Origin of the sequence: Pseudosulfitobacter sp. DSM 107133 (assembly GCF_022788695.1) — a bacterium.
Taxonomy (GTDB): Bacteria; Pseudomonadota; Alphaproteobacteria; order Rhodobacterales; family Rhodobacteraceae; genus Pseudosulfitobacter.
In genome coordinates this window covers 522,223-544,654 of the sequence record NZ_CP085154.1, presented here as the reverse complement: position 1 = coordinate 544,654, position 22,432 = coordinate 522,223, and the positions used below count along the sequence as shown (strand labels likewise).

24 protein-coding genes and 1 tRNA gene are annotated in these 22,432 nt (G+C 61.7%); 9 read left to right on the top strand and 16 right to left on the bottom strand.

The genetic code is table 11. The features are described from left to right. Window positions 1–740 precede the first annotated feature (740 nt). On the top strand, window positions 741–1,124 hold the full coding sequence (locus DSM107133_RS02620) for a hypothetical protein (RefSeq protein ID WP_205387766.1): 384 nt from the start codon (window positions 741–743) through the stop codon (window positions 1,122–1,124). Here the strand turns inward: DSM107133_RS02620 and DSM107133_RS02615 are convergent, their stop codons facing one another. The 5 genes from DSM107133_RS02615 to hisD form a co-directional block, all read right to left on the bottom strand. After that, the gene (locus tag DSM107133_RS02615; RefSeq protein ID WP_114292357.1) at window positions 1,125–1,709 is read right to left on the bottom strand and encodes a GNAT family N-acetyltransferase; all 585 of its coding nucleotides are present in this window, start codon (window positions 1,707–1,709) and stop codon (window positions 1,125–1,127) included. Beyond that, a complete protein-coding gene (locus tag DSM107133_RS02610; protein ID WP_114292356.1) occupies window positions 1,706–2,095 on the bottom strand; it encodes a ketosteroid isomerase-related protein in 390 nt (129 codons plus the stop codon). The genes DSM107133_RS02615 and DSM107133_RS02610 overlap by 4 nt, the downstream gene beginning before the upstream one ends. A gap of 11 nt (window positions 2,096–2,106) precedes the next feature. Beyond that, window positions 2,107–2,568: a low molecular weight phosphatase family protein gene (locus DSM107133_RS02605; RefSeq protein WP_114292355.1), complete on the bottom strand. Its 462-nt coding sequence runs from the start codon at window positions 2,566–2,568 to the stop codon at window positions 2,107–2,109. 1 nt (window position 2,569) lies between these two features. Beyond that, window positions 2,570–3,049 (bottom strand): UPF0262 family protein, encoded by a 480-nt coding sequence (locus DSM107133_RS02600; protein ID WP_114292354.1) that lies wholly within the window; start codon window positions 3,047–3,049, stop codon window positions 2,570–2,572. Between the two features lie 72 nt (window positions 3,050–3,121). Next, a complete protein-coding gene (hisD, locus tag DSM107133_RS02595; protein WP_114292353.1) occupies window positions 3,122–4,429 on the bottom strand; it encodes a histidinol dehydrogenase in 1,308 nt (435 codons plus the stop codon). A 244-nt stretch (window positions 4,430–4,673) separates the two neighbouring features. On the opposite strand from hisD, the gene DSM107133_RS02590 reads away from it, so the two are divergent. Next, the gene (locus tag DSM107133_RS02590; RefSeq protein WP_162791969.1) at window positions 4,674–5,951 is read left to right on the top strand and encodes a hypothetical protein; all 1,278 of its coding nucleotides are present in this window, start codon (window positions 4,674–4,676) and stop codon (window positions 5,949–5,951) included. 323 nt (window positions 5,952–6,274) lie between these two features. Here DSM107133_RS02590 and DSM107133_RS02585 read toward each other — a convergent pair whose 3' ends face one another. The 3 genes from DSM107133_RS02585 to DSM107133_RS02575 are packed head-to-tail and all read right to left on the bottom strand — an operon-like array spanning window position 6,275 to window position 8,156. Beyond that, on the bottom strand, window positions 6,275–6,736 hold the full coding sequence (locus DSM107133_RS02585; protein WP_114292351.1) for a DUF2948 family protein: 462 nt from the start codon (window positions 6,734–6,736) through the stop codon (window positions 6,275–6,277). Continuing rightward, the gene (gene murA, locus DSM107133_RS02580; RefSeq protein WP_114292350.1) at window positions 6,733–8,001 is read right to left on the bottom strand and encodes a UDP-N-acetylglucosamine 1-carboxyvinyltransferase; all 1,269 of its coding nucleotides are present in this window, start codon (window positions 7,999–8,001) and stop codon (window positions 6,733–6,735) included. Before murA ends, DSM107133_RS02585 begins: the two co-directional genes overlap by 4 nt. Further along, complete coding sequence (locus DSM107133_RS02575; protein WP_205387765.1) at window positions 8,001–8,156, bottom strand: hypothetical protein; 156 nt, start codon at window positions 8,154–8,156, stop codon at window positions 8,001–8,003. Before DSM107133_RS02575 ends, murA begins: the two co-directional genes overlap by 1 nt. Before the next feature lie 109 nt (window positions 8,157–8,265). On the opposite strand from DSM107133_RS02575, the gene DSM107133_RS02570 reads away from it, so the two are divergent. Then, window positions 8,266–8,340, top strand: a tRNA-Thr gene (locus DSM107133_RS02570). Between the two features lie 190 nt (window positions 8,341–8,530). On the opposite strand, the gene DSM107133_RS02565 is transcribed toward DSM107133_RS02570, so the two are convergent. Continuing rightward, entirely contained in the window at window positions 8,531–9,694 is a 1,164-nt protein-coding gene (locus DSM107133_RS02565; RefSeq protein ID WP_114292349.1) for an acyl-CoA dehydrogenase family protein, read from the bottom strand. Between the two features lie 300 nt (window positions 9,695–9,994). Between DSM107133_RS02565 and DSM107133_RS02560 the strand changes: the two genes are divergently transcribed. Together DSM107133_RS02560 and DSM107133_RS02555 are read left to right on the top strand one after the other, a co-directional pair. Further along, complete coding sequence (locus DSM107133_RS02560; RefSeq protein WP_114292347.1) at window positions 9,995–11,026, top strand: agmatine deiminase family protein; 1,032 nt, start codon at window positions 9,995–9,997, stop codon at window positions 11,024–11,026. Further along, the gene (locus tag DSM107133_RS02555) at window positions 11,023–12,708 is read left to right on the top strand and encodes an amidase (RefSeq protein WP_114292346.1); all 1,686 of its coding nucleotides are present in this window, start codon (window positions 11,023–11,025) and stop codon (window positions 12,706–12,708) included. Before DSM107133_RS02560 ends, DSM107133_RS02555 begins: the two co-directional genes overlap by 4 nt. A gap of 490 nt (window positions 12,709–13,198) precedes the next feature. Here DSM107133_RS02555 and pcaQ read toward each other — a convergent pair whose 3' ends face one another. Next, entirely contained in the window at window positions 13,199–14,110 is a 912-nt protein-coding gene (gene pcaQ / locus DSM107133_RS02550; protein ID WP_114292345.1) for a pca operon transcription factor PcaQ, read from the bottom strand. 91 nt (window positions 14,111–14,201) lie between these two features. Here pcaQ and pobA point away from each other — a divergent pair, with 91 nt between their 5' ends. From pobA to pcaG, 4 genes are read left to right on the top strand one after another with little or no spacing between them, the layout of a single operon-like run. Continuing rightward, window positions 14,202–15,371, top strand: coding sequence for a 4-hydroxybenzoate 3-monooxygenase (pobA, locus tag DSM107133_RS02545; RefSeq protein ID WP_114292344.1), 1,170 nt, complete (start codon window positions 14,202–14,204; stop codon window positions 15,369–15,371). Between the two features lie 11 nt (window positions 15,372–15,382). After that, a complete protein-coding gene (gene pcaC, locus DSM107133_RS02540) occupies window positions 15,383–15,763 on the top strand; it encodes a 4-carboxymuconolactone decarboxylase (protein WP_114292343.1) in 381 nt (126 codons plus the stop codon). Next, complete coding sequence (pcaH, locus tag DSM107133_RS02535; protein ID WP_114292342.1) at window positions 15,760–16,491, top strand: protocatechuate 3,4-dioxygenase subunit beta; 732 nt, start codon at window positions 15,760–15,762, stop codon at window positions 16,489–16,491. The genes pcaC and pcaH overlap by 4 nt, the downstream gene beginning before the upstream one ends. Continuing rightward, the gene (gene pcaG, locus DSM107133_RS02530; protein ID WP_114292341.1) at window positions 16,491–17,096 is read left to right on the top strand and encodes a protocatechuate 3,4-dioxygenase subunit alpha; all 606 of its coding nucleotides are present in this window, start codon (window positions 16,491–16,493) and stop codon (window positions 17,094–17,096) included. The genes pcaH and pcaG overlap by 1 nt, the downstream gene beginning before the upstream one ends. A gap of 47 nt (window positions 17,097–17,143) precedes the next feature. Here the strand turns inward: pcaG and DSM107133_RS02525 are convergent, their stop codons facing one another. The 6 genes from DSM107133_RS02525 to DSM107133_RS02500 form a co-directional block, all read right to left on the bottom strand. Continuing rightward, the gene (locus DSM107133_RS02525) at window positions 17,144–17,980 is read right to left on the bottom strand and encodes an NAD(P)-dependent oxidoreductase (protein ID WP_114292340.1); all 837 of its coding nucleotides are present in this window, start codon (window positions 17,978–17,980) and stop codon (window positions 17,144–17,146) included. 11 nt (window positions 17,981–17,991) lie between these two features. Continuing rightward, window positions 17,992–19,227: an FAD-binding oxidoreductase gene (locus tag DSM107133_RS02520; RefSeq protein WP_114292339.1), complete on the bottom strand. Its 1,236-nt coding sequence runs from the start codon at window positions 19,225–19,227 to the stop codon at window positions 17,992–17,994. A 201-nt stretch (window positions 19,228–19,428) separates the two neighbouring features. Next, a complete protein-coding gene (locus tag DSM107133_RS02515) occupies window positions 19,429–20,313 on the bottom strand; it encodes an NAD(P)-dependent oxidoreductase (protein WP_114292338.1) in 885 nt (294 codons plus the stop codon). 12 nt (window positions 20,314–20,325) lie between these two features. Further along, window positions 20,326–20,637, bottom strand: coding sequence for an ETC complex I subunit (locus DSM107133_RS02510; protein WP_114292337.1), 312 nt, complete (start codon window positions 20,635–20,637; stop codon window positions 20,326–20,328). Between the two features lie 255 nt (window positions 20,638–20,892). Continuing rightward, window positions 20,893–21,207, bottom strand: a complete 315-nt coding sequence (locus DSM107133_RS02505) for a DUF1272 domain-containing protein (protein ID WP_114292336.1) — start codon at window positions 21,205–21,207, stop codon at window positions 20,893–20,895. Window positions 21,208–21,211: 4 nt separating this feature from the next. Beyond that, window positions 21,212–22,423: an MFS transporter gene (locus DSM107133_RS02500; protein ID WP_114292335.1), complete on the bottom strand. Its 1,212-nt coding sequence runs from the start codon at window positions 22,421–22,423 to the stop codon at window positions 21,212–21,214. Between the last annotated feature and the right edge of the window lie 9 nt (window positions 22,424–22,432).

Sequence of the window (22,432 nt, the reverse complement as noted above, 5' to 3'; positions counted from 1 at the left end):
GGCTATGCTATCGAGACCGTTGCAACTAGAGAAGTAACGCCACATAGAAGCTTTTCTTAAAGCCTTCCCGTCAACCACCCCCGCGCGGATATGATGCCGCCACACTACAGAAGGCACATCCGATCAGGAGCCGTCTTGGCAACGTGGCATAGGCTCGATGGATGCGGTTTTTTACCTGCCTAGGCTACAGCTAGCTTTCCCATAACCGCAGCGTTTGGATGGGGTGCAAATTACATCTCTTAAGCCCCCATGGAACTTTGCAAAGCCCCCTCCCTGCGCACAGCAGACATTGATGTGGCTCGCAGCGAAAATCCGGAAGCCGCCCCTCCCCCACAAAGGGCAGCGCCCGACCGCGGGTGGGCGTTGGAACGTCAGTGGCCGCCACTTTATTTCTGATCTTTGGCGTGCGGCAGAAGAACCGCAAGACGGTGAGGAAGCGCCCGCCCGTCACGCCAGAGGCGTGCCGATTATTCATGGCACGCCTCCGGCGTGACGGGCGGTCGGGCGCTGCCTCTCACACATTGCAAGGCAATGTGTGAGAGGCAGGTGTTCGCTTTGCGAACACCGAGAGGCCGGCGGTGCTGCGCACCTTGATTCCGGGCTTGGTTGCTATGGCCAGCCCTTCATCAAACCACAACGCCACGCACACTCGTGAATTGCCCCCTGCCCCGAATTGCGGCATAATCCGACCCAGCAGTAAGCTGCGGCCAAAGAATGCCGCGATGGTGTGAGGCGAAACCATGATCCGATTGACGGCCCTATTTTCATGTCTGGCCCTTGTGGCCGCCTGTGGTGGCGGGACCAGATATTCCAGTTACAATGCCCAGAACGTGCGACTGTCGCCGGTGGCGTTGGGCCAGCAGGCGCCCAAGCTGTTTGCGTCGGGACCGATTGCCAAAGCCTGTCAGGCGTCGGGGCGCAAACAGGCGGACCGGGCGCGGTGTGGCTGTGTGCAGGCGGTGGCCGACATGTCGCTGAGCGCATCCGACCAGCGCCGCGCGGTCGGGTTCTTTTCCGATCCGCACAGCGCGCAGGAGATTCGCACCTCGAGCAGTGCCAGCAACGAAGCCTTCTGGAAGCGCTGGAAGGCCTTTGGGGATCAGGCCGGACAGCTTTGCAGCTGATTACAAATCCCTGATCCACACTTGCAACGGTTTGGCCGTGGGCGCATCCGCGTCCACGTCTTTCCATGTGAACCGGGCCTGCGCGCCCTCCAGCGGCGCATAGCCGCGTTTGCGCCAGAAGGCGTCCAGCGGGCGGTAATCTGCGGGGCGCAAAGGGTGATCTGCGGGGCGTTGCACGGCGCAAAAGGCGGATTTGGTGTAGCCAAAGGCGCGCGCCGCATCCTCGCGGGCGTCAAAGAAGCCGTGCCCGATCCCCTGCCCGCGATAGTCGTCGAGCAGCACGCTTTCGGCGCAATAGAACACATCCGCGATGTTCACGCCGGTGCCCTCGAAGGCCTGCGCGAAATCGTCGGCGTGATCGCTGAGGGGGGCGGCGGTGGCGGCCCCCACAAGGGTGTTGCCGTCATAGGCGCCAACCACAACGGCCTGCGGCGAGGCGCGGAAGGCGGCCAGATAGCGGCGTTCATAGTCCAGATCACCGTCGTATAGATACGGCCAGTCGCGGAACACCGCGATGCGCAGGCGCGCCACATCGCCAAGGGCCGCATCCAGCGCCGCCCCTGTCAGCACATGGCACCAGGTCACGCGACCTGTGCCGTCCAGTCGGCCAGATTGTAATAGGTGGTGACGCGGGCGATCTTGCCGTCCTTCAGATCAAAGAACGACCCGGCGGGCAGTTTGTAGGTTTGATTGCGCGCCTCGGGCAGGCCTGCATCGGTTTGCAGATAGGTGCCGTTGACCACATATTCGGCCGCGGCGCGGGTGTTGTCGGCATTCACGAAAACCACCATATCGGTCAGGTTTTCACGATAGCAGCGGGTCATATGGGCGCAAAAGTCGGCGAAAAGCGCCTTGCCGGTCCGGATATTGCCTTCGTTGACGTGGTGGGCCACGTCGTCGGTCAGACAGTCCAGCATGGCGGTGGTATCGCCCGCATTGAAGGCGTCGAAATAGCGTTGCACCACGGTCATGGCGGTCTCCTTCAGGTGATTTCGGTGGGTTCGCCCCAGCGGTCGGTAAGGTGGCCGATGATCTGGTCACGCACCCCGCGATAATTGGCCAGCTTTGTCTCGCGGGTTTCGCCCATTCCGGTCGGGTCCATGATCGGCCAATAGGCGATTTCAAGGTGGTAGAAGCGGGTCAGTTCCAGCGCGCGCCGTTGCGAGGCAGGCGACAGGGCGACGACCAGATCGAAGCTGCCCAGATCGTCGCCCCAGTCTTCCATCTGGTCAAAGCTGCGCGAGCGGTGGCGGGACAGTTCGACGTCGATTTCCTGACAGACGGCGACGGAAAACCCGTCGATTTCCATGTCGGCCTTGACCCCGGCGGATTGGACATAGGTGCCGGTGCCATAGAATTTTTTCATGATCGCCTCGGCCATCGGAGAGCGCACTGCGTTGTGATCGCAGCAAAACAGGACCGATTGAGGCAAGGGTGCAACCATTCTAACCGCCGAAGTGCAAAACGCAGATCAGGGTGAACAGGCGGCGGGCGGTGCCTTCGTCGATGTCGGCCTTGCCCGACAGGCGTTCTTGCAGGACGCGGCTGCCCTCGTTGTGGATGCCGCGACGGGCCATGTCGATGGTTTCGATCTGGCTGGGGGGCAGTTTCTTGACCGCCTCGAAATAGCTTTCGCAGATCTGGAAGTAATCCTTGACCACTTGCCGGAACGGCCCCAGCGACAGGTGGAATTCGGCGGCCTTGCCGGCATCTTCGGTGGTGACGTCAAAGACCAGCCGGTTTTCGCGGATCGCAAGGCCAAGGTGATAGGGCCCCGGCGGCACGTCGCGGTCCTCGCGGGCAGGCAGCGCAAAGCTGTTGTCTTCGAGCAGGTCGAACATGGCGACTTTGCGCTCTTGTTCGATTTCAGGCGTTGGCGGTGGCAGGTTGCCATCGTCGAGGGCGATATATGTGATGCGGGACATGTCGCATCCTTTGCGTGTGAGTCTCGTAGGGTTAGACCATGAGTGGCATACAGGTTCAATCGCCCCGCTGCGTCAAGTGTCGCTGTTCAGGCGGTTCAGGCGGGCGGTGACGGACAGGCCGTGGGCTTGCAGGCTTTCGGATGTGGCCAGCGTTTCGGCGGCGGGGCCGATGGCGCGCAGGGCCTCGGGGGTCATCTGCGCCAGCGTGGTGCGTTTGACGAAATCCATCACCGACAGCCCCGACGAGAACCGCGCCGAGCGGGCGGTGGGCAGGACGTGGTTGGGGCCGCCGACATAATCGCCAATGGCCTCGGGCGTCCATGCGCCGAGGAAGATGGCGCCGGCGTGGGTGATCTGTGCGCTGAGTGCGGTGGGGTCGGACACCATCAGTTCGAGGTGTTCGGGGGCGACGCGGTTGCTGAGGGTGGCGGCGGTGGCAAGGTCGGGCACGGTGATGACCGCGCCGAAGTCGCGCCAGCTGGCCCCCGCGATGGCGCGGCGTTCGAGGGTTTGCAGGTGGTTTTCGACGGCCTGCGCGACCTTTTGGCCAAGGGCAGCGTCGGTGGTGATCAGCAGGCTTTGCGCGCTTTCGTCGTGTTCGGCCTGGCTGAGCAGGTCCAGCGCGATCCAGTCGGGATCGTTGTCGGCGTCGGCAATCACCAGAATTTCCGAGGGGCCTGCGATCATGTCGATGCCGACCTTGCCGAACACACGACGTTTGGCGGCGGCGACGAAGGCGTTGCCGGGGCCGGTGATCTTGTCCACCGGCGGGATGGTTTCGGTGCCGTAGGCCAGCGCCGCAATCGCCTGTGCGCCGCCGATGCGGTAGATCTCATCGACGCCGGCCAGCCGCGCCGCCAGCAGCACCAGCGGGTTCAGGATGCCGTCGGGCGTGGGCACGGTGATGGCCAGCCGCTGCACGCCCGCGACCTTGGCGGGGATGGCGTTCATCAGCACCGAGGACGGGTAGGACGCCAGCCCGCCGGGGACGTAAAGGCCCGCAGCCGACACGGGTGTCCAGCGCCAGCCCAGCGTGGCACCAGTGTCGTCGGTCCAGCTGTCGTCGGCGGGCAGTTGCCGCGCGTGGTAAGCGCGGATGCGGTCGGCGGCCAGTTCGAGGGCCGCGCGGTCGGCGGCGTTGACGGTGGCGATGGCGGCGTCAGCCTCGGCATCGGTGATGCGCAGAGTGGCGGGGGTAAGCGTCAGCCGGTCGAATTTCGCGGTCAGGTCGATGACAGCCGCGTCGCCATGGGTGCGGACCTGCGCGATGATGTCGGCCACGGTGGCGTCGACATCGGGGCTGTCCTCGCGCTTGGCATTCAAGAGCGCGGTGAAGCGGGTTTCAAAGTCGGCATCGGCGTGATCGAGGAACTGGGGCATGGCTGGCTCGCTTGCGGTGTCGGTCGTGACATAGCGGGTGGGGGCGGCAGGCTCAAGCGGGGGATGGGGGGGCCGTCTCCCCCCGGAGTTTAGGGGGCGAGATGAAGGGGGGAAGGTGAATGGCGGGTGTGTGGGGCGAAGTTGCCGCTCTCCAAAGTCACCGAATTTCTGCTTTCGCCTTGCGGTCCAGACAGTTAAGCTTAATGGATTGATGAAGCGAAAGTCGAGCGGTAGCTTCGAACATATGGCATCAACTGAAAAAATATTGGCTGAAGTTGTTGAGCACTTCTTGTCAACAGCAGACCGCGACCAATTCAATGGACTAGGTGCTAAGGCACTGCTCAAATTTTCCTCAAACGAACGCGAATTACGTGACGCACTATCTGAACTGATTGCGAACGGCAGCATCAACTGCGTGTTTTCCAAGTTTGAGATTAACATACACATTAAGCGATTTCCGGACATTCCCGTCGGAAAACAACTAGAATGTGTTCTGAACGAAGAGCTCAGCTCGTTTTGTGTGTACCCATCGTCTGCGGAAGTAGCGAAGAATTGCGATCTATCCAAGTGGAGCAGTAGGCCATTCTCTAAAGCTCTGTTGCTCGTAGAACCGCAGCTAAGCTTTCGCTCATTTGAGATGGCCGCACTGGAGCGCTACATCAACGATCCCCGATATCAAGTGCACTTTGCAGACTACATGGGCACAATGTCTATTGGTGATGAAGCGTACCGCGAGGAAGGGTTTCTAGATCGAGACAAGGTTTCTTTACAGACATTTGGCTTGGGGATCGGTAAAAACAGTCTGCCTTATTTGATCGTGTTCTTGAGGTATCTTGCTAACCTCTCACCTGGGCATCAACAATTCTGGCATAGTTACCTTGGGGGCGAGGATGTAAAGATGTTGCCTCCTTACTACGACGCGAGCTTTAGTGGTACGTTCTGGAAGAATAGATCGGTGCGATATGCAATTATTCAAGAAATAAATATTATAAACAAGATTATTTACGCGATATATGGGCAGAAACTTTTTCGTGATTTTGAAGAAGAAGATGTTCCGATCGGAGTTACCGGATTCCTTCGTCCTACCAAAGCAAACTTCGAGGCTTTTGTCTTGACACTAGACAAACTCCTTTCCGATAGAATTGATGCGAACTTCTTTAAAGGTAAGATCTGTCTGCACGAGGAGGTTCCTCGTGGTGAAGGAAGATTTGAAGTAATGCGAAAGGGCACTATCAGTCTCTTGGAAGAGTGGTTGCTCTTCGACTTAGACTGGGAAAACGAGCAGGGTGTTCGGAATGTAATAATCAAACCTTTGCGGGAGGTTCGCCGCCTGCGGCAAAAGCCGGCGCATGAATTCAGTAAAGATAGTTTTGATTTAGAGTTTCACACAGAGCGCCGTCGCTTGCTTGCAGCAGTGTTGAACAGCCTTCAAAGCATGCGCGCTGCGTTCTCTACCCATCGGGACGCCAAAGGGATTCACGTACCTGAGTGGCTCGACGCTGGGCAAATAGATTTTCTCTGACGTCTGATCCCCGACTTTGCAGAGTCCGCTTCCTGCGCATAGGAGTCATCTGAGCATCATGTTGCATCGGTCAAAACGGGCTCAAACCGGACCTCCGCCGCAACCTGACCTAACACCAGCCCCAACCACCAAAGCCCGGAGTCAAGGTGCGTAGCACCGCCGGGCAGCGCCCGACCGCCCCATGGGCGGGCGCTTTTTCACCGTCTTGCGATTCAGCAGCCCCACGCCAAGGCATTGAAATTAAGTGGTATGAACGGGGCTTGCGGCGCCCACCCGCGGTCGGGCGTTGCCCTTTGTTCACAGGTCACGCCCTTGTGGTGGGGTCAATCGGGATGCTTGGGCGTGCTTTTCGACGGGGCGGTGTAGGGGCGTGTGACGTCTTTCAGCGTGGCTTCGATGGCCTCGACGGTCAGGCGGATCACGCCGTCGCCGGCCAGTGTCAGCAGGATGTGGCCCGCGCCGTCGCTGGTAGGTTCGAACGTCACCGACAGCAGCGACAGCACCGTGTCGCGGTCGCTGCGGTCGATGCCCTGGCTGGCGACCTCAAGCACGGTCGAGAAGGACAGCACCGCCTGCACCCGTTCGGTGCGCGCGGCGGTGTCTTCCCAGCGGAAGCGGTTCAGCAGGATGGCAAAGCGGCGCTGGCGGATGGCCCATTTCATCTCGGTGATCGGGAACACGGCGTCCTGCGCCAGTGACGAGATCACCGACAGGTCGTCGGCATCCAGCGCGCCGAGGTTGAGGGGGCATTCGGCGCCGTCCTCGAAGGTTGCGTCGTCGCTCATGCGTCCTTGACCCGTTCGATGTCGGCGCCCACGGCCGAGAGTTTGGCGACGACGTGTTCATAGCCGCGATCCAGGTGGTAGACGCGGCTGACCTTGGTTTCGCCTTCGGCCGCCAGCCCCGCGAGGATCAGCGAGACCGAGGCGCGCAGGTCGGTGGCCATCACCGGCGCGCCTTTGAGGCGTTTGACGCCCTTGACCGTGGCGGTGCCGCCGTGGACCTCGATGTCGGCGCCCATGCGGATCAGCTCGGGGGCGTGCATGAAGCGGTTTTCAAAGATCTTTTCTTCCAGCACCGAGGTGCCGTTCGCGGTGCACAAGAGCGCCATCATCTGCGCCTGCAGGTCGGTGGGGAAGCCGGGGAAGGGTTCGGTGGTGACATCCACGGCGCGCACGTCGCCGCCGTTGCGTTTGACGGTCAGGCCGTTCGCGGTTTCGCTGACGGAAATGCCCGCGGCGTCCAGCTTCTCGCAGAAGGCCTGCACCAGGTTGATGCGCCCGCCCAACAGCTCGACCTCGCCGCCACAGATGGCGGGGGCCAGCATATAGGTGCCCAGTTCGATGCGGTCGGTGACCACGGGGTGCGTGGCTCCGCCCAGCCGGTCGACGCCCTGGATGGTGATGGTCGAGGTGCCCTCGCCCTCGATCTGCGCGCCCATCTTGCGCAGGCATTCGGCCAGATCGACGATCTCCGGTTCGCGCGCGGCGTTGTTGATCACCGTGGTGCCCTTGGCCAGCGTGGCGGCCATCAGGGCGTTTTCGGTGGCCCCGACCGAGGCAAAGGCAAAGTCGATGGTGCCGCCGCGCAGACCCTTGGGGGCCTTGGCGTGGACATAGCCGTCTTTCAGCTCCAACTCGGCGCCCATCGCCTCCAGCGCCTTGAGGTGCAGGTCGACGGGCCGCGCGCCGATGGCACAGCCGCCGGGCAGCGACACGATGGCATGGCCGTCGCGGGCCAGCATCGGGCCCAGCACCAGGATCGAGGCGCGCATCTTGCGCACGATGTCATAGTCGGCGGTGTGGTTGTGGATGTTGTGGCTGGACATGGCCAGCACCTTGCCGTCCTGCAGGCTGGTCACCTCGGCCCCCAGCGAGCCAAGCAGGGCGGTCATTGTCTTGATGTCGCTCAGGCGCGGCGCGTTGGTAAGCGTCAGCGGTTCTTCGCTGAGCAGGGTCGCGGGCATCAGGGTGAGACAGGCGTTCTTGGCGCCGGCGATGGGGATCTGCCCCTTGAGCGCACCGCCGCCCCGTACGAGAATCGAATCCATCAGTCTTTGTCCTTTGCCTGCGCCGTCTGTTGCCCCGTGGTGGCCCGTGCGCGGGCCTGTGCCTTGCGCTTGGCCATATTGGCCTTGAGCGCCGCTTTGAGCCGCGCCTCGCGCGCGTTGGGCTGTTGGGGTTTGCTGCGGTTGTTTTCTGCCATGCGGCCTTGTTAGCGCAGGGGCGCGGGGGCGTCCAGAATGGGTTGCGTTTCTGGTGTCATAAGGGGTTGCGCGGGGGCGCGATTGCGTCTAATCACCCCGCACACTGGCGCTGCTGTAGCTCAGAGGTAGAGCACTCCCTTGGTAAGGGAGAGGTCGAGAGTTCGATTCTCTCCAGCAGCACCATGTGTGATTTCCCATCAGTGATCTTTGCGCGTTTGGCGGCGATGGGCTCTCGACTGACGCGCAGGGCTGCGCCCTACGCTGAGTGCGAGAGTTCAATTCTCTCCAGCAGCACCATGTTTCGCTCCCCGACAGATATGTTTGCGCGTTTGGCAACGGCGGTCTCTCGACTGGCGCGCAGGGCTGCGCCCTGTCAAAAGCTTCTTGGCAGGCCAAGGACATGCTCGGCGATATAGGACAGGATCAGGTTGGTTGAAATCGGCGCGACCTGGTACAGGCGGGTTTCGCGGAATTTGCGTTCTATGTCGTATTCGCAGGCAAATCCGAAGCCGCCGTGGAACTGGATACAGGCATTTGCGGCCTCCCAGCTGGCTTTCGCCGCAAGGTATTTGGCCATGTTCGCCTCGGCACCACAGGGCTGCCCCGCATCATAAAGCGCGCAGGCCTTGTAGCGCATCAGGTTGGCCGCTTCGAGTTCGATGAACGCTTCGGCAATCGGGAATTGCACCCCCTGATTCTGCCCGATGGGGCGGCCAAAGACGTTTCGTTCAGACACATATTGCGTGACCTTTTCAGTGAACCAATAGCCGTCACCGATGCATTCCGCCGCAATCAGGGCGCGTTCGGCGTTCAGCCCCGTCAGGATGTATTTGAACCCTTTGCCCTCTTCCCCGATCAGGTTCTCTTCAGGAATTTCAAGGTTGTCAAAGAACAGCTCGTTGGTTTCGTGATTGACCATGTTCAGGATCGGGCGCACCTCCATGCCCGATGTCATCGCCTGTTTGATGTCGACGATAAAGATCGACAGCCCTTGGGATTTCTTCTGCACCTCGGCCAGCGGCGTGGTGCGGGCCAGCAGGATCATCAGGTCCGAATGCTGTACGCGGCTGATCCAGACCTTTTGACCGTTGATGACATATTTGTCGCCCTTCTTGACGGCCGTGGTCTTGATCCTGGTGGTGTCGGTGCCGGTTGTCGGTTCGGTCACGCCCATGGATTGCAGCCGCAATTCGCCCGATGCGATCCTGGGCAGGTATTTCTGCCGCTGCGCGTCCGACCCGTGCCGCACCAGCGTGTTCATATTGTACATCTGGCCGTGGCAGGCCCCCGAATTGCCCCCCGTGCGGTTGATTTCTTCCATAATCACCGAGGCTTCGGTCAGCCCAAGCCCCGAGCCGCCGTATGCCTCGGGGATCAGCGCCGCCATCCAGCCCGCTTTGGTCAGCGCATCGACAAAAGCCTCGGGGTATCCACGCGCCGCGTCGATCTTGCGATGGTATTCGGGGGGAAACTGCGCACATAGCGCGCGGATGGCGTCGCGGATGTCCTGATAGTGCTCGGTGGAGTCTGAATACATGATGTGTCCTGCGGGTTGGCCGGTGCAATGGTGTGCGCGTGACAGGGAAAGGCATTTGGGGGCATAAATCAAACATGCGATTTGCGCCGGCCCATGCCCGCGCCACCGACGTAGCCCGCGCGTTACTGCGCGAGGCGGTCACGGGATTGCCGGACACCGGCGGCTGGCAAGGGGGGCGCGACGCGGCAGGCAATCGACGACAGGCATATCTGACGAAGGCCGGCCGCAAGGGGCCTTTACACAGGCGCGGGGAATTCGTCTAACCTTCGGGACCGCAACCCGCGCCCACAGGAGCCTATGATGACCTGGCTGATGCCCGCAGAAACCGCCCCCCAAGACCGCATCTGGATGTCCTTCCCCCGCGAAGGGCAAACCCTGGGCGAGACCAGCGCCGCGCGCGCGGCAGGCTATGGCGCATGGGCGCATGTGGCCAATACCATTGCCGGCTTCCAGCCTGTGTCGATCATTGTCGACCCGACCGAAACGGCGCGGGCCAGGGCTATGCTGTCTTCCGAGATTACCATCCACGAACGCACGCTTGATGATTTCTGGCTGCGCGATTCCGGCCCGACATTCGTGCATGGCCCGGATGGCGCACTGGCGGCGGTTGACTGGGTGTTCAACGGCTGGGGCGGCGGCGACTGGACAGCCAGCGGCAACGACCGCGATCTGGCGCGTTTTATCGCCGAACTGGCGGGTGTGCCGGTGGTGCCGTCGCTGCTGGTGAACGAGGGCGGGGGCCTTCATGTGGACGGCGCGGGCACCGTTCTGCTGACCGAGACCGTCCAGCTGGACCCCGACCGCAATCCCAACCTTGACCGCACCCGCGTGGCCGAGGAAATGGCGCGCACGCTGGGTGCGACCAAAACGATCTGGCTGCCGCGCGGGCTTGAGCGTGATTATGAAACATTCGGCACGCGCGGGCATGTCGACATTGTCGCCTGTATGCCGTCGCCCGGCGTGATCCTGTTGCACGACCAGCGCGACCCGGCCCATCCCGACCATAAGGTGATGCAGGACATCCGCGCGCAACTGGCGCAGGAAACCGACGCCCAGGGCCGCAGCTTCGAGATTATCGACCTGCCTGCGCCCGAAACGCTGACCGATGCGCATGGGCCGGTCGACTGGAGCTATGTGAACCATCTGGTGATCAACGATGCGGTCATCGCCTGTGCCTTCAACGAACTGCGCGCCGATGCGCAGGCGCAGGAAATACTGGCCGCGGCCTATCCGGGACGGCAGGTTGTCGGCGTGGATGCCACCGAACTGTTCGCCCGTGGCGGCGGTGTGCATTGCATCACGCAACAGCAGCCCAGGCCACGCACGTCATGAATGTTGTCGAGGCCTCGATCGCCGGGCTGCGCGCCGGTTTGGAAAGCGGTGCGACCACCAGCGTGGCGCTGGTTGAAACCTGTCTGGATCGTATTGCCCGTTTCGACCGCAGCGGCCCGTGCCTGAACGCCGTACCGGTCCTGAACCCCGATGCGCTGGCAGAGGCCCGTGCCTCGGATGCGCGGCGCGCGGCGGGGCAGTTGCGCGGCCCGCTGGACGGCATCCCCTATACGGCCAAGGACAGCTACAAGGCCAGGGGGCTGACTGTCGCCGCCGGATCGCCCGCCTTTGCCGATCTGGTGGCCAGCGATGATGCCTTTGCCATCGCGCAGTTGCGCAAGGCAGGCGCGGTGCTGATCGGGCTGACCAATATGCCGCCGATGGCCAATGGCGGGATGCAGCGCGGTGTCTATGGCCGCGCGGAATCGCCCTATAATGCCGACTATCTGACAGCGGCCTTTGCGTCGGGTTCGTCCAACGGATCAGGCAGCGCGACCGCCGCCAGCTTTGCCGCCTTCGGTCTGGGGGAAGAGACATGGTCAAGCGGGCGCACGCCGGCATCCAACAACGCCCTGTGCGCCTATACGCCCAGCCGTGGCGTGATCTCGGTGCGGGGCAACTGGCCCTTGGTGCCGACGATGGACGTGGTGGTGCCGCAAACCCGCAGCATGGCCGATATGCTGGAGGTGCTGGACGTGATCGTGGCCGATGACCCTGAAACACGCGGCGACTTCTGGCGCGCACAGCCTTGGGTCAGCTTGCCGCGCGCCTCTGAGATCCGCCCTGCGTCCTATCGCGACCTTGCCGCTGCATCGCTGCGCGGAAAACGCTTTGGCGTGCCCGCGATGTATATCAACGCCGACCCCGAAGCGGGCACAGGCAACGATCCGGGCATCGGCGGGCCGACCGGCCGGCGGATCGAAACCCGCGCCTCGGTGATGTCCCTGTGGGAACAGACCCGCAGCGCGCTGGAACAGGCGGGGGCCGAGGTGGTCGTTGTCGATTTTCCGGTGATCTCGAACTATGAAGGCGACCGCCCCGGCTGCCCGAAAATCGGCACGCGCGGGCTGGTGTCGGCGGATTACCTGAAACGGGAAATCGTCGACCTGTCGGTCTGGGGCTGGGACGATTTCCTGCGGGCCAACGACGATCCGTCGCTGAACCGTCTTGCGGATGTGGACGGCGCCCGCATTTTTCCCGCCCCCAAGGGCAGCCTGCCCGACCGCTACACCGGCTTTGACGACGACATCGCCCATTACCCCGCACACGCCCGCGCCCGTCCTGTCGACAGCTTCACAAGCATCCCGACGTTGCCCGAAGGGTTGCAAGGGCTGGAGGACACACGGCGCGTTGATCTTGAGGACTGGATGGACAGGCTTGGTCTGGATGCGGTGGTTTTCCCGGCCGTGGCCGATGTTGGCCCGTCCGATGCCGACACCAACCCGGCTTCGGCGGATCTGGCCTGGCGCAACGGGGTCTGGGTGGCGAATGGCAATCTGGCAATCCGGCACCTGGGCATCCCGACAGTGACCGTACCGATGGGCACCATGTCAGACACCCGCATGCCGGTGGGGCTGACCCTTGCGGGGCGCGCCTATGACGACAGCAACCTGTTGTCCTATGCCTGCGCGTTCGAGGCAACCGGACCCTACAGGACGGCACCGCCACGCACGGCGGGCTGACCTGATCCTTGCCGCACGGTCGTTTGTTGCGATCCTGCCGAGGATCGCAGGCCGCAGGGTCAAGGCAAAGCGACGCCGATACCGGCGGCGCAGGGAGACCCCCACCGGGTTTCGCGCCGCCCGTTTCCGCCCCGCGCCAGGGTCTGGACCCATTAATCTTACGTCGTCAGCGGCAATTTCGCGAAATTTCAGTGGTTTGGGTCGTGCTGCCAATAGTGGTTCTATTTGCAAGCGGCCCAAGACACTGAAATGAAGTGAAATTGCCGCCCGTCGCTCCGTAGGAGCGCTTAATAATATTGGCACGCCTTCGGCGTGACGGGTTTGACGGATTTTCCCGCAGCCCATTGCCCGGCAGGGCATTGCGCAGCAATGTCCCGAGAGGAGGCGGCGCATCTGTTTGAAATAGAACCACTATTCCTGCACAGATGCTGCTTGTCAGCGGAAAAATCTGTCAAACTGACGACGTAAGATTAATGGGTCTGCACCCTACTCAGTCGCGGTCCGCCAGCACCTTGCGGATTGCCAGCATCACGGTGTCGGATGCGGCACTGGCGGTCTGCCCCGCGCGGGTCATCACGCCGATAGGGCCGCGCGTCGGCCCGGTGTCGAACGGCAGGCGCGCCAGTCGTCCCGCCGCCAGCGCAGGGGCCACGACCCCGTGCGAGATGATCCACACCGCATCTGACGCAGGTGTATAGACATGGGCAAAGGCACCCGACACCGTTTCAAGTTTGTCGGGCAGATCCCCGATGCCATTGGCCAGCATGAAGCTTTCCACCAATCCGTAAATCGCACTGTCACGGGGCGGATAGATCACCGGCCAGTCGCGCAGCGATGCCAGACGCGGCGCATGCAGCAACGGATGGTCCGGGCGCACGACCATGTCGACCACTTCGGTATAAAGCTGCGTGAACGACAGCCCTTGCATGGTTTCCACTGCGCCCAACCGTCCGATCACCATGTCCAGCGCGCCCGCCCGCAAGCGCCCCACCAGATCGCCGTGCGCCCCTTCAACGATGTGCATCTGCATGTTGGGGGCCGCCGTCTGAAGATGGGCCACCACCTGCGGCATCAGGCTGGCCGCGACCGAGGGCAAGGCCCCCACCGCCGCCACCGTGCGCCCGCCCCGCACCATCTGGTCAACACCGTCCAGACCCTGTTGCAACGCCGCCATCGACGTTTGGGCGAAATGCCAGAACACCTCGCCCTGCGGTGTCAGGGTCACACCACCCCTGTCACGTTCCAGCAGCGTTGCACCCAAGGTCTCTTCCAGCTCTTTCAGCGTGCGCGACACCGCAGGCTGGGTCAGGTGCAACCGCTCGGATGCGCCCTTGAGGCTGCCCTGCCGGACAATTTCGACAAAACACTGGATGTGGCGGAATTTAATGCGCAGGTCGATCATAGTTACCAGAAATGATAAGTTATACGCCCAACATATCAATTTACTTGCGCAGAAACACCATTAAGTTTGAGGAAAGAGAGAGGAATCCACTATGCGCACACAAGTTGTCATTATCGGTGGCGGGCCATCGGGTCTGCTTTTGGGTCAGTTGTTGCACACACAAGGCGTCGACGCCGTTGTGCTGGAACGCAAAACCCAGTCCTATGTGCTGTCCCGCATCCGTGCGGGCGTGCTGGAACGCGGGCTTGTCGGGCTGATGGAACAGGCCGGTGTTTCCGAGCGTATGCACGCCGAAGGCTATATTCACGACGGGACGATGGTCGGCTACGAGGGCGACATGTTCCGCATCGACTTTGCGGAACATACCGGCAGCTCGGTCATGGTCTACGGCCAGACCGAAGTGACCCGCGACCTGTACGAAGCCCGCGACAAGGCCGGGTTGCAAACGATCTACGAGGTCGAAGACGTGGTGATCCACGACGCCAAGACCGACGCGCCCTATGTGACCTATACCAAGGGTGGACAGCAAAGCCGGATCGACTGCGACTTTATCGCCGGATGCGACGGGTTCCACGGCGTCAGCCGCAAAACCATCCCCGAAGCGCAGCGGCGCGAGTATGAAAAGGTCTATCCCTTTGGTTGGCTTGGCATCCTGTCGGAAACGCCCCCCGTGGACGACGAGCTGATCTATTCCAACTCGGAACGCGGTTTCGCCCTGTGCAGCATGCGCAACGCCCACCTCAGCCGCTATTACATCCAGTGCCCGGTCACCGACAGTGTCGACGCATGGTCGGACGATGCGTTCTGGGAAGAGCTGAAACGCCGCATCCCGCAAAGTGCTGCCGACACCATCGTCACCGGACCCAGCATCGAGAAATCCATCGCGCCGCTGCGGTCCTTTGTGACCGAGCCGATGCGCTGGGGCCGCCTGTTCCTGTGTGGCGACGCCGCCCATATCGTGCCCCCCACAGGTGCCAAGGGGCTGAACACTGCCGCCTCTGACGTGCACTATCTGTTTAACGGGTTGAAACAGTTCTATCTGGACGGCAACAGCGACGGCATCGACCAGTATTCCGAACGCGCCCTTGCGCGTGTGTGGAAGGCCGAGCGGTTCAGCTGGTGGTTCTCGAACCTGATGCACACCTATCCCGGCCAGTCCGAATTCGACAAGAAGATGCAACTGGCCGAGCTGGCCTTTCTGCGCGAAAGCCCCGCCGCCCAAGCCGTCATGGCCCAGAATTACGTCGGCCTGCCCTACTGAGGATATCCCACATGAGCGACAAGACAGATATCGGTATGAAAGTACGCCGCGAAGTGTTGGGCGATGCCCACGTCGACCGTGCCGAAGCCAACAAGACCGAATTTGACGCCCCGTTTCAGGACCTGATCACCGAGACCGCCTGGGGCACGCTTTGGGCCAGTGACGCCATCAGCCGCCGCGAGCGGTCGATGCTGACGCTGGCGCTGCTGGCCGCGACGGGCAACTTTTCCGAAATCCCGATGCATATCCGCGCCACGGCGCGCACGGGTGCCAGCAAACAGGACGTGATCGAGGCCTTTCAGCACGTCGCCGTTTACGCGGGTGTTCCCAAGGCCAATCACGCGATAGCCTTGGCCAAGGCGACCTATGCCGAAATGGAGGAAACACAGTGACCGACAAACCTTCTGGATTGTTCCACCGGGACCGCAACTGGCACCCGCCCGCGCTGACACCGCTGTACAAAACCAGCGTCAAACGGTCGCCTGCTGCCGCCCCGCTGTCGATGCCTTCGACGCTGAGCGAAGACACCGGCCCCGTGTTCACACGCGGCATTCTGGGCCCGCAGGACGGCGACCTGATCCACAACTTTGCCAAAGACGGGCAATCCGCCATCGGGCCGCGCATCATCGTTTATGGCCGCGTGCTGGACGAAAACGGGCGCGGCGTGCCGAATGCGCTGGTCGAGGTCTGGCAGGCCAATGCCGGTGGCCGCTATCGTCACAAGAAAGAAAGCTATCTGGCGCCGCTGGACCCGAATTTTGGCGGTTGCGGGCGTGTCATCACTGACGCGCACGGCAACTACGAATTCCGCACGATCCAGCCCGGCCCCTACCCTTGGCCCAATGGTCCGAACGACTGGCGGCCTGCGCATATCCACTTTTCGATCTTCGGGGCGTCCTTTGGCCAGCGTCTGATCACCCAGATGTATTTCGAAGGCGATCCGATGATCTGGCAATGCCCCATCGTCGGCACCATCCCGTCGCGCGAAGCGATTGAAACGCTGGTGGCGGCGCTGGACATGCGCCGCACCGTGCCGATGGACGCACGCGCCTACAAGTTCGACATCGTGCTGCGCGGCGTGCGCCAGACCATGTTCGAAAACCGGATGGAGGGGCTGTAATGGTACAGAAACTGGACAACCTGAAAGAAAGCCCGTCGCAGACGGCCGGCCCCTATGTTCACATCGGCCTGACGCCGAATTTCAGCGGCATCACCGGCGTTTATGACGCCGATCTGGGCACCACCATGCTGGGCGACGCGCCAAAGGGTGAACGGATCACCATCACGGGCCGCGTATTGGACGGCACCGGCACCCCCCTGCGCGACGCGCTGCTGGAAATCTGGCAGGCGGATGCAAGTGGCATTTATCCCGGTCAGGACGGTGCGGACCCTGACGTATTTGGCTGGGGGCGGTGCGCCACGGATATGGACGACGGCACGTTCCGGTTCGACACCATCAAACCGGGTGCGGTGCAAAACCGCGACGGCACGCTGATGGCCCCGCATGTGACGCTGTGGATCGTGGCGCGCGGCATCAATCTGGGCCTGCACACGCGGATGTATTTCGCGGACGAAGCCGAGGCCAACGCCGCCGATCCGGTGCTGGGGCGCATCGAACATCAGGTGCGCGTGCCGACGCTGATGGGACAGCCGCAGGGCGATGGCACCTATCTGTTCGACATCCACCTGCAAGGGCCGGACGAGACGATCTTTTTCGACATCTAGATGCAACGGGGCGACGGGGCGACGCAACAGCGCCGCCCCGTTCTGCCTTAATCCTCTGACTGGCTGCCGCCCATCTTGCTCAGGTCCACGCCCTGACCAAAGGGGATGGTCGCAAAGGGGCCGCCATGGCGCGTCTGCGCCGGGTCGGACGGATCGGCGGGGGCCGCTTCGGCAAACATCTCTTCGGCGAACTGTTCCGCGTTGTCCTGCGGCCTATACCCCAGAAACGCAGCGCCCGAATTGTCCACGGGGCAGCGGTCGTTGTTGGACACACCATAGATGATGGTGAATTCGGTGGTCGGCGTGTCAATCGCGCGCGTGACCAGATGCACCAGATCCGGCATCGACAGCCATGTGCCCAGCGCCCGCGTGCTGCGCACAGGCGCGGCGGACAGGATGCGCAGACACACCGCTTCGATCCCGTTTTTCTCCCACATCATGCGGCCCAGATTTTCGCCAAAGCATTTGGCCAGCCCGTAGAACGTATCGGGGCGGTGCGGCGTGTCGACGCCGATGTGCTGGTTCTTGGGGTACATGCCGACCGCGTGGATCGACGAGGCATAGACAACCCGCTGCACCCCGTGCCGCCGCGCGGCCTCCCAGATGTTATAGGTGCCACGAAAGTTCGAATGCAGGATCGATTCAAAATCCGATTCATTGGCGATGGCCCCAAAGTGGACAACCATGCTGGCGCCCTCCATCAGCTTCAGCACCGGATCGAAATTGCCCAGATCGGCGGTAATCCATGTTTCATTCGCCAACAGATCGCTTTTCGCCTCGACGATGTCGGTCGACACCAGCTCTCTGGCCATTTTCGACAGCTGTGCACGCAGGGCATCGCCCAGCGCACCCGCAGCACCTGTGAGTACGATTTTATTCAGCATGGATACGTCCTTTAGATGATGGCCGTTTCGACAAAGCCTGCGCCCTGTGCGATGCGGTCAAAGTGGAATGAGGTCAGGTCAAGCGACCGGTATTCCCCGTGTATGATGTGCTCGGCGGTGCCCCGTCCGATGGCGGGCGCTTGTTGCAGGCCGTGGCCCGAAAACCCGTTCACGAAGACAAAGTTGCCGACCTCTGGATGTGGCCCCAGAATGGCATTCTGATCGAGCGTGTTAAAGGCATAGTGGCCAACCCATTCATTCACCAGCTTGATCTGCTCGAACTGGGGAACGCGGTGGGCCAGAACCGGCCAGACCTTGTTTTCCCAAATGCTGTGATCGGCGGCAAAGTCATCGGCATCAACCGCAGCGTCATCATCGGGCGGACAGCCTGCCATGTAATACAGCCCGTCGCTGCGCATGTGCACACCGCTGGGGTCAATGGTCAGCGGCAGGTCGCGGTCCAGCCGCTGTGCGGCGGCAAAGACAAAGGTGAACCGTTTGCGCGGCTCGACCGGCAGCGCGATGCCCGCCATCGCCGCCACCTGTGCCGCACGCGGCCCTGCGGCGTTCACAACGGTGCCACAGGCAATCTGCTGCCCCGTGGCCAGTGTTACGCCGGTGACCTGCGTGCCGGCTGCGTTCAGGGACAGGCCCGTGACCGCGTTGGCGACATATTCCACCCCTTTTGCGCGCGCGCCCTTGCGGAACCAGTCGAACACGGTGCCACCGTCGAAATAGCCCTCGTCGATCAGGTTGTGATTGCCTGCGACAATGTCGTCCATGTTGTAGAACGGATAGGCCGCCTTGATCTCGGCGGCGCTCATGTGGCGCGTGCCGGCCCCGCAGGCCGCCTGAACCTGCTGGGCCTGACGCAGCTTTTCGGCCTGTGCATCGGTCTCGGCCAGATACATATAGCCGAACGACTGGATCGGCAGGTTCGGCACCTGCGGGTCGCCCATATGGTCGCGCATGTTCTGAACGAAATCCGCCCCGAACTGCGATATTTGCACGTTCACCTGATTGCTGAACTGCTGGCGGATGCAGCTGTTGGTATGGGCGGTGGAACACATCGCATAGCTTGGGTCGCGCTCGACCACCAGAATACGGCCGTCAAAGCTCAGATGTGTCAGCCACCAGGCCACAGACGACCCATACATCGCGCCACCGATCAGGATGACATCATAGGTCTCGTGCACAGGCACGGTATAGGCGTCGTAGTCGGGCGAAGCAAAATTGCGAGCGTTCATAGAGAGGTCCCAAGCCAACAGGTTTCCGCCAGACCACACCACGCTTGGTGGCGCTTTGCCAAGGGTCTGCGACACACAAATGCGGCGCAACCCCACTTTGATCCGCCGAACGGCTTTTGCGGGACTTTGGCCGGTACGATCCTTTGGACGCGCGCTGCCGCGTTCCGGTCACGCAGTTTTCAATTCAAGGCGCGGGGCCGTTCAGTCCAGAACATCGCGCCAGGAGTGCTTTGGCCGGAACCCGACCAGCCGCTTGGCCTTCTTGTTGCTAAAGAACGTCTCGGTTGCGCCCATCGTGCCACGCACTTCGACACCTTCATAGAACTGCGCAATCACCTGATCCGTTGTGATGCCGACCGACATGTCGTCGTTCGAGACGTTGAACACCTCAAACCCCAATCCGTCGGTTTTCAGGCAGCAGTCGACCATATGCCCCAGATCGCGTGCATCAATATAGGCGAAGATATTGCGCCGCCGCAAAGCCGGGTTTTCCATGAACGCGGGGAAGTTCTCGGCATATTCATGTGGCTCGATGACGTTGTTGATCCGCAATCCGTAAATGTCGGCACCGGTCCGGGCCTGAAAGGAACGCGCGGTCATTTCGTTGCAGACCTTCGACATGGCGTAGCTGTCGTGGGGCACGGTCGGGTGGGTTTCATCCACCGGCACAAAGTCCGGTTTCAACTCTCCGTCTGCAAAACATATGGCATAGGTCGTCTCAGAGCTGGCGAAGATCACTTTCGGGATGCCCAGCTTCACAGCCGCCTCGATGACGTTGTAAGTGCTCAGGGTATTCTGCCGGAAACATTCGCCGTCAGTGCCGATCATGACGCGGGGAATTGCCGCGAAATGCACCACCGCGTCGTATTTCGGAACACCAGTGCCTGCGTCCAGCTCGGCACCGTCCACGAACTGAGACATCGCGCCAATGACCTGCCCCGCGTCGCAAAGGTCGACCAGCAGTTCGGGGCACTCCAGCCCGGATGGTGACCGGTCCGCATTCACCACATGGTGGCCTTGGTCCTGCAAGTGCCGGATGGCCCATCGGCCGGCCTTGCCGCTGCCACCGGTAAAGAAAACTCTCATGGAACCTTGGGCCTAATGCGTCCAGACACCGCGCCGGTTGGTCGCGAAGTTGTCGCCGTAGCCGCCGGGGCGAATGTTGGCCTTGCGTTTGTTGGGGTCTTGAACCACCGCGTCGATGCCGTTCTCGCGGGCATAGTCTTCGGCCTGCGCGCGGGTGCCGAAACGCAGGCGCACCTGCGCCTGGGTATCATCGGAAGAGGTCCAGCCCATCAGCGGGTCAACCGTGCGCGCGCTGGCGGGGACGAATTCCAGCACCCAGCCCTTGGTGCGCGCCGTGCCCGAGGACATGGCGGTTTTGGCGGGTTGGTAGATTCGTGCGCGCATGGACAGGCTCCTGAAGTTACAGACTGATATATCGGCAATTTTGCCCACTGGGGCAAGATGCGTTTTGACGCGGACACGCGCCGGCCCACCACACGCGTCGGGCGGCCGTGCCCAAAGCGCAATGCGGGGCACTGCGCATTTCCGGTTTTCAGGGGGTGTGGAACGTCACCGGCCTTAGGGTGGGCAGGAAGCGAAACGTATGCGGCTTTGCGTCTTACGGAACTGAAAGCGGTTCAATCTTCAACACCGCGCGCATCAGCGATCACACGGTGGAATGTTGCGCAATCGTTCGACCTGGCTGTCAACTTCTGCACGGGTCCATCTCGTATGCTTGCGTTCTGTCGTGGCGGGGTCGTTCTTTAGTCCAAGCTTCAGGTTGTCGCGATAGGCATGCTTTGGACGAATTGGTCTTGGAACGAACCCACCGCCGCAGGTCGCGCAGACGTTGTGCAAGACGGTTTCCACGCAGTCTGCGCAATATGTGCATTCATAGGTGCAGATCCGGGCATCCGGTGAATCCGGCGGCAGATCACGATCACACCATTCACAGTTGGGTCTGAGAAGTAACATTGCTTTATCCTTGGTTCGCGTTTGCGGAGGGAAGGGCTGTTGCGCGTCTGTCCAGAACCAGGACAGCAAAGGAAAGCGCGACGAACACCAGTGTAATTGCAGAAAGGATGATCCAACCCAGTCCCGCGATCACGGCACCGGATGCGAAGGCGCAGATCGTAGAGACCAGTGCGATCATCGTGTCGTTGACCCCTTGGACGACCGATTTTTCGTCGTCTGTCACGGCCTCGGCCAGCATATCCGTTGCGCCGATATAGCTGAAATTCCACCCAGCCCCCAAGAGCGCCAAAGCCCCGTAAAAGTTGCCAGCCGACAGCCCGGTTGCGCCCGATATCGCCGCCAGTGCAAGCAGGCCCAAGCCGACGGTCACAACCGGTGTCGCGCTAAAACGTTTGATCAGGAACCCGGTGAAAAAACTGGGTGCAAACATCGCGACCACGTGCCAGCGGATGACATCGCCCGCCACGCCTTCGGAAAAGCCGCAGCCGATCATGGCAAGCGTGGTGGGGACCATCATGAACATCATGGCCCCCTGCGAGATTGCACCGATAAGCACAGCCTTGCGCACGGCGCTGCGCCGCAGCACCGCAAGCGAGGCAAATCTTGAGGTTGACGGCACGCGTGGGAGAGTTGGCGGGATGGGAATCCGCAGCGCCAGCAAAGGTAGAATTCCGACGAGAGAAATCCCTGCAATCGCGGCGTAGCCTCCTGCAAGCGGCACCGGTGCCAGAATGTCTTTGGTCATGATGAAAATCTGCGGACCACCAAATGCCGCGATTAGCCCGGACGTCAGTACCAAAGATATCGCAACCGGTCGCCATTCCTTGCTGACAACCTCAGCGGCGGCAAAGCGGAAATACTGATGCGAAGTGAGGCCGATCCCCAGGACCAGATGTGCGGCACACAGCAGGAAGAAGCTGCCTGACATCAACGCCCATGTGCCGACCAAAGCCCCGACAATCGTCAGCACTGCCCCTATGATGAAGCCCGCCTTACGGCCCAGTTTTCCCATCAAGAGTGAGAATGGCGCGGCCGCAAAAAGCCAGGCCAGCGTTTGAAGCGAAGCGGGCAATGTCGCAAGTGCTGTCGTCGGCGCAAGCATCAGCCCTGCAAGCCCCCCCAAGATGATCAGGATCGGCATTGAGGCCGCCAATATGGCATCCGCGACGAGCAGACCTATCAGGTTTCCGTTACGGACAAGTGAGACGACTGACATTCTGGATAT